Genomic DNA, 6,118 nt, shown 5'->3' on the forward strand with positions numbered 1-6,118 from the left:
CGGAGCTGGCGTGGCGCCGGGCCCAGGAGCTGGAGCGGCCGCGCACCCCACCCGGCAGATGGTGGGGCAGCCGTCGCGGCCGCCGCCGGTGTTCGACAAGGGCAGCGGCCAGTCCCGCTACGACCCGCGCAACGCGCCCCAGGCGACCGTGAAGCTCATCTGCCCCAACACGGGCTGCAAGCGCCTGGGGGACTACGCCTTCATCCCGACGCACGCCTACCACCGCTTCGTCTGCCCGGCGTGCCGGGTGCCCTTCCTGTCCTACTTCGGGGAGCTGCGGGCGCTGGAGGTGGAGCACCGGCGCAGCTCCAGGCGCTACCGCTTCACGGTGGACGAGGTGGGCAGCGCCGTCACCACGCGCATCGACTTCGAGGAGGCGAGCGGGCAGGAGTTCCCGGCGGCCCGGCGCGACCTCCTGGCCTTCCTCTACACGGAGCAGCGCGAGCTGAAGGCCGTGGTGAACCTCACCAACGGGAAGCTGATGTGGGTGAGCCCCGCGTCGTCGTGCTTCGTGGTGACGGCGGCCTTTGGCGAGGGGGCGCCGGAGCTGACGGCCTTCCGGGCGTTCCGGGACGACGTGCTCCGGAAGAGCCGGCTCGGCCAGGGGTTCATCGACGGGTACTATCACTGGGGCCCTCCGCTGGCGGCGTGGGTGGTGCGCCGGCCGCGGGTGAAGGCCGGGGTGCGCTGGGCCCTGACGCGGGTGCACGGCCGCCTGACACGGAGGGAGCGCGAATGACACAGCAGGCTGGAACCGAGGGGACGAAGCCGCCGGGCGCGCGCGGGGATGGCGCGAAGACGGCGCTGGCGGTGGTGGCGGTGCTGGGGCTGGCCGCGCTGGCGTTCATGGGCGTGCGCGAGGCGCAGCGGGCGCGGCTGGTGCCGGACGGGGCGTCGCCGCCGTCCTTCCAGATGACGAAGCACGCGGGCGGCGAGCTGGCGCTGTCGGACCTGAAGGGCCGGGTGGTGATGCTCGACTTCTGGGCGACCTGGTGTCCGCCGTGCCGCGAGGAGATGCCCTCCCTGGTGAAGCTGGCCAAGGAGTACGAGTCCCAGGGGCTCGTCTTCGTGGCGGCCAGCCGGGACGACGGCGCGACGGCGACGCAGGAGGTGGACTACTTCCTCCAGCGCTTCCAGCCGGAATTGCGCCCGTACGTCGTGTACGCGGACGACAACGTGGCGCGGGCCTTCCAGGTGAACGCGCTGCCCACGCTCTACTTCCTGGACCGCGACGGCAAGGTGATGGACGCCCAGCGCGGCATGCTGTCCGAGGACGGCCTGCGCCGCCGCATCGAGCGCGCCCTCAAGCGCTAGACTGGGGGGCATGACCCTCTACGACGCGGACACCGTCGACGCGTGCTCCTGGCCCCAGACGGCGCAAGCGCGGCTGGCACGCGACTACTTCGTCCCGCTGATGAAGCGCGGCAGCGCCACCTTCCTCAGCGACCGCACCACCCTGCGGCTGGTGGCGATGGACGACCTGCGCATCCCGCTGGCCATCAACGAGGCGGAGTACGACAACTCGCCGCTGCACTCGACGTGGGTGCGCTACATCGGCCTGCCGGTGGCGGCGGTGACGGCGGAGGCGTACGGCGCGGCGCGCGCGGTGGTGATGCGCGGGGCCATGCGGACGCTGGGCGCGATGCTGAAGGCGGCGCGCATCGACAAGTGTGTCTACGTGGACCATTGGCTGGTGCTGCGCAACCTGCACGTGAGCCTCGATGAAGCGCAGGTGGAGCGCCTCACCGCCTTCCTGGTGGAGCGGTTCCCCGGACACGCCATCGTGTTCCCCGCCATCAACCCCGCGAGCGCGTCGCCCCTGCTCAACACGCTGGCCGCGCGGGACTACGGCTTCGTGTACGCGGCGCACACGCGCATGACGCTGCCCACGCAGGACGTCAGCCGGCAGGTGCGGGAGAACCGGCGCCGCGACGGGCGGCTGCTGGAGGCCGCGGGCTACCGCATCGTGGACGGGCGGGACATGCCCGGCTGCGCGCCGCGGCTGCGGGAGCTGTACCGGTCGCTCAACGCGGACAAGTACCACTCCACGCTGGACTACACGGAGGAGCTCTTCGCGTGGACGCTGCGCGAGGGGCTCTTCCAGTACAAGCTCGCGGTGAAGGACGGGCGCGTGGATGGCTTCTACGCCACCCACACCAGCCAGGACGTCGTCTGGTCCCCCATGTTCGGCTACGACCTGGCGCTGCCGCAGGAGCTGGGGCTGTACCGCGGGCTCGTGCACCGGCTCATGCAGGACGCGCTGGAGGTGGGGCTCACCATCGAGCTGGGGCCGGGCTCGGATCCGTTCAAGAGCCTGCGCGGCTCCCAGCCGGTGCCCCGGTGGTCCGCCTTCCACGTGAAGCACCTGTCGGGCTTCCGCCAGTACGCGTGGCGCACGCTGCAGCGCTACGTCAACGGCGGGGTGCGGCCCGCCGCGAACGCCATGCTGAAGAAGATCGACGGGGAGGCCGCCGTCGGCTTCGGTCCGCTCACGCTGCCCTTCACGCCGCCCACGGGCCAGACGCCGCGCGAGGCGGCCCGGGCGCTGTCTCCGGAGGCGTACCTGCTGCTGGCGATGGTGGCCGAGTCGCGCAACGACCTGTACGCGGCGGTGGAGGCGGTGCGAAAGGCGCTGTACCTGGAGCCGCAGCTGGCGCTGGGACATGCGACGCTGGTGGCGCTCTACAACCGCCTGGACCGGCGCGAGGACGCGGAGCGGGCGCGGCAGAACGCGCTGCGCGCGCTGGATGGACTGGATGACGAGCACCCGCTGCGAGGCGTGGAGACGACGATGACGGCGGGGGGGCTGCGGCAGGCGCTGGCTCCCCGTCCTTCGCAGATGGGCTGGCAGGGCGCGCGCTGACCCCTTGGGGCGCGCCGGTACACGTGAGGTGGGGACAACGTGGAAGCGAAAGGTTTGAAGATGGCGTCACCTCAAGGGGCGGATTCGACCCGGCTCAGCCTGCGGACGAAGATCCTCGGGGGCACGGGCATCTTCGGCATCGTGCTGGTCGGCATCCTGACCTTCGCGTTCTGGATGCAGATGCGCGACGGCCTGCTGGATGAGCTCACCAAGCGCGCGCGCGCGGTGGGCATCGGCATGGCGTTCAGCGTGGCCGCGTCCGCGGCGGCGAACGACTCGGCCATGCTCCAGGCGGGCACGGACATGGCCCTCAAGAGCGTGCCGGACGTCGCGTACATCGTGGTCCGCGACCCGAGCGGCAGGGTGCTGGCGCGCTCCGCGGACGACCGGTTCGCCACCGCCGCCTCCGTGGAGCCCGCGGACGGGGACGGGGTGGTGGATCGCCTGCTGACGGTGGGCACGCTGCCCATCGTGGAGACGACGGCGCCCATCCTCTCCGGCCCGCCGGGCGGCGCGCTCAAGCGCGTGGGCACCGTGCAGCTGGCGCTGGACCGCGAGGCGCTGGCGGAGTCGCTGGCCTCCAGCACCTGGCGCACCGCGGGCCTGGGCCTGCTGGTGCTGGTGCTGGGCCTGCTGGCGGCGGCCGGCATGGCCAGCCTCTTCATCGTGCCCCTGGAGCGGCTGGCCCGCGCGGCGGTGGGCATCGCGGCGGGGGACCTGCGCCAGCAGATCGACGTCAACGGCACGGACGAGATTGGCGAACTGGCGCGCAGCTTCGCCACCATGGCGACGCGCTGGTGCACCTGCTGCACGACCTGCGCGGCGCGGCCACGGACCTGGAGCACGAGGCGGCGGGCGTGCTGGCCACGTCCACGCAGCAGTCCGCGATGGCGCACCAGCAGGCGTCCGCCATCAACGAGACCAGCACCACGGTGGCGGAGATCGCCCAGACCTCCAAGCAGGCCACGTCCTACGCGGACGCGGTCATCGCGCAGACGCAGAAGTCGGAGTCGCTCAGCGCGCAGGGCCAGAAGGTCGTCACGGAGAGCGTGGAGGGCATGGAGAAGCTGGGTGAGCAGGTGAAGGCCATTGCCCTGGCCATCACCGACCTGAACGAGCGCACGCTGCAGATCAGCGACATCATCGGGCAGGTGAAGGACGTGGCGGAGCAGTCCAACCTGCTGGCCCTCAACGCCTCCATCGAGGCGGCGAAGGCGGGCGAGCACGGGCGCGGCTTCGCGGTGGTGGCCACGGAGATGCGCACGCTGGCGGAGCAGTCCCGCATGGCGGCCGACCAGGTGCGCGTGCTGCTGGGGGAGGTGCAGAAGGGCACGCGCGTGGCCGTGACGACGACGGACGAGGGCAGCCGGCGCGCGCAGGCGGCGATGGAGCTTGCGCGCGGCGCGGGTTCCACCATCCTGGGCCTGTCGGAGGTCATCCGCGAGTCGTCCGGGGCGGCGCGGCAGATTGCTGGCAACACGCGGCAGCAGACCATTGGCGTGGAGCAGATCGCCACGGCGATGGGCGAATTGACGTCCGCCATGAGTGATTCGGTGGAGGGCACCCGGCGGATTGAACAGGTGGCCGGCAACCTCTCCATCTTGTCGAAGCGCTTCTCTGAACTTGTAGGCAGGTACCAGCTATGAACAGCAACGTGACGGGTGGGGCACGCAAGGCGGCGAAGGTGCTCATCGTGGAGGACACGAAGACCATCACCAACCTCCTGCAGGTCTACCTGATGGGGTGGGGGCTGGACTTCGTGGACGCGCCCAACGGCGCGGTGGGGCTCAAGCGGGCGCGCGAGCAGCAGCCGGACCTCATCATCTCCGACGTGCAGATGCCGGAGATGGACGGCTTCGCGCTGTGCGCGGCCATCCGGGCGGACTCGAAGCTGCACGACACGCCCTTCATGCTGCTCACGTCGCTGAAGGACGACGCCAGCCGGCAGAAGGGGAAGCTGGTCGGCGCGAGCGCCTTCCTCAACAAGCCGGTGTCCGTGGACGACCTGCGCTCCAAGGTGCGGGACATCCTCAAGCTGCCGGCCACGAAGTACTGATCCGCCCGCCCATGTCTACCGAAGACCGCAAGCTGCTGCCCATCGACTTCGACGAGCTGAAGGCCTCGCTCGACGCGGCCCAGATGCTGCTCGAGGGCGCCACGGTGGTGAGCGCCCACAGGCGGCGCGAGGTGCTGCACCAGCGCGCGGTGGCGCTGGCGAACTCGCGCCATGAGGTGCGCCAGGAGGTCGTCACCGTCCTCGCCTTCCAGGTGGGCGGTGAGCGCTACGCGGTGAAGATCGACTTCGTGGACCACGTGCTGGAGTCGCGCGGGATGTGCTCGCTGCCCGGGGCGCCGCGCCACGTGCTGGGGGCGCTGCTGTCGCGCTCGCGCATCGTGCCGGTGCTGGACCTGCGGCAGCTCCTGGGGCTGGAGGGCGGGGGCATGTCCGACCTGAGCAAGGTCGTGGTGGTGGAAGTGGAGGACGAAGCGTTCGGGCTGGCGGCGGAGGTCGTGGACGGACGGCTGGAGTTGCCGCGCGCGGAGCTGTCCCAGCCGCCGCCGGGCCCGTTCCTGTTCCTGACGCCGGACCGGCTCACGGTGCTGGACCTCACACAGCTGGGCAACCCGGCGGCCGCACGGCGCGGCTAGAGGGGACTGAGGCTTCATGGATCCGCAGTTGCTGCGCAGCATCTGGCCGGTGTTCGCCGCGGAGACGCGCGAACAGATTCAGGCCATCGGGTCGAAGGTGCTGGGGCTGGAGCAGCCGGCCGCCGCACGCGAGCCGGACCTGCTGCCGTCGCTCAAGCGCGTGGTGCACAGCCTCAAGGGCTCCGCGGCGAGCCTGGGGCTGGACGACATCGAACGCATCGTCCACGCCATCGAGGACGGGCTGTCCCACGTCAGCGTGGAGGAGCCCATCTCCCGGGGCTCCGTGGAGGCGATGCTGCGGGGCCTGTCCGCCATCGAGAACGCCCTCAACCGGGGCGACGCGGGGGAGCAGCCCGTGGTGGACGGCGTGGCCGCGCTGCTCAAGGCCCTGGGCCACGAGGAGCCGGTCGCTCCCACGTCCGACGAGGCCGCGAGCTCGGGCCCGCTGGGCGAGGACGGGCTGAAGGCGCTGAACGCGCTGGAGGCGGCGCTGAGCCGGCTGGTGTCCCCCAAGGTGCAGGACCGGGCGGGCGCGGTGCGCGCGGCGGTGGACCAGGCGCACGCCCTGCGCCACAGCGCGGAGGCCGTCCAGGCGGAGCAGGTGGC

8 protein-coding genes are annotated in these 6,118 nt (G+C 71.6%); all 8 read left to right on the forward strand.

Annotated features, from left to right (window positions below; all coding sequences use genetic code 11):
• A partial coding sequence (locus ACLEQD_RS34820) for a CFI-box-CTERM domain-containing protein (protein WP_410390028.1) occupies positions 1-739 on the forward strand: 739 nt, incomplete at its 5' end.
• The gene (locus ACLEQD_RS34825) at positions 736-1,314 is read left to right on the forward strand and encodes a TlpA family protein disulfide reductase (protein ID WP_410390030.1); all 579 of its coding nucleotides are present in this window, start codon (positions 736-738) and stop codon (positions 1,312-1,314) included. The genes ACLEQD_RS34820 and ACLEQD_RS34825, both read left to right, overlap by 4 nt.
• Before the next feature lie 10 nt (positions 1,315-1,324).
• Positions 1,325-2,863, forward strand: coding sequence for a hypothetical protein (locus tag ACLEQD_RS34830; RefSeq protein ID WP_410390032.1), 1,539 nt, complete (start codon positions 1,325-1,327; stop codon positions 2,861-2,863).
• A 60-nt stretch (positions 2,864-2,923) separates the two neighbouring features.
• The gene (locus ACLEQD_RS34835) at positions 2,924-3,946 is read left to right on the forward strand and encodes a HAMP domain-containing protein (protein WP_410390033.1); all 1,023 of its coding nucleotides are present in this window, start codon (positions 2,924-2,926) and stop codon (positions 3,944-3,946) included.
• On the forward strand, positions 3,922-4,509 hold the full coding sequence (locus ACLEQD_RS34840; protein WP_410390034.1) for a methyl-accepting chemotaxis protein: 588 nt from the start codon (positions 3,922-3,924) through the stop codon (positions 4,507-4,509). Before ACLEQD_RS34835 ends, ACLEQD_RS34840 begins: the two co-directional genes overlap by 25 nt.
• A complete protein-coding gene (locus ACLEQD_RS34845; RefSeq protein WP_410390036.1) occupies positions 4,506-4,919 on the forward strand; it encodes a two-component system response regulator in 414 nt (137 codons plus the stop codon). The genes ACLEQD_RS34840 and ACLEQD_RS34845 overlap by 4 nt, the downstream gene beginning before the upstream one ends.
• 11 nt (positions 4,920-4,930) lie before the next feature.
• Positions 4,931-5,512, forward strand: coding sequence for a chemotaxis protein CheW (locus tag ACLEQD_RS34850; protein ID WP_410390037.1), 582 nt, complete (start codon positions 4,931-4,933; stop codon positions 5,510-5,512).
• A gap of 16 nt (positions 5,513-5,528) precedes the next feature.
• A partial coding sequence (locus ACLEQD_RS34855; protein ID WP_410390039.1) for an Hpt domain-containing protein occupies positions 5,529-6,118 on the forward strand: 590 nt, incomplete at its 3' end.

This window comes from Corallococcus sp. 4LFB (genome assembly GCF_046520365.1).
GTDB lineage: Bacteria > Myxococcota > Myxococcia > Myxococcales > Myxococcaceae > Corallococcus > Corallococcus caeni.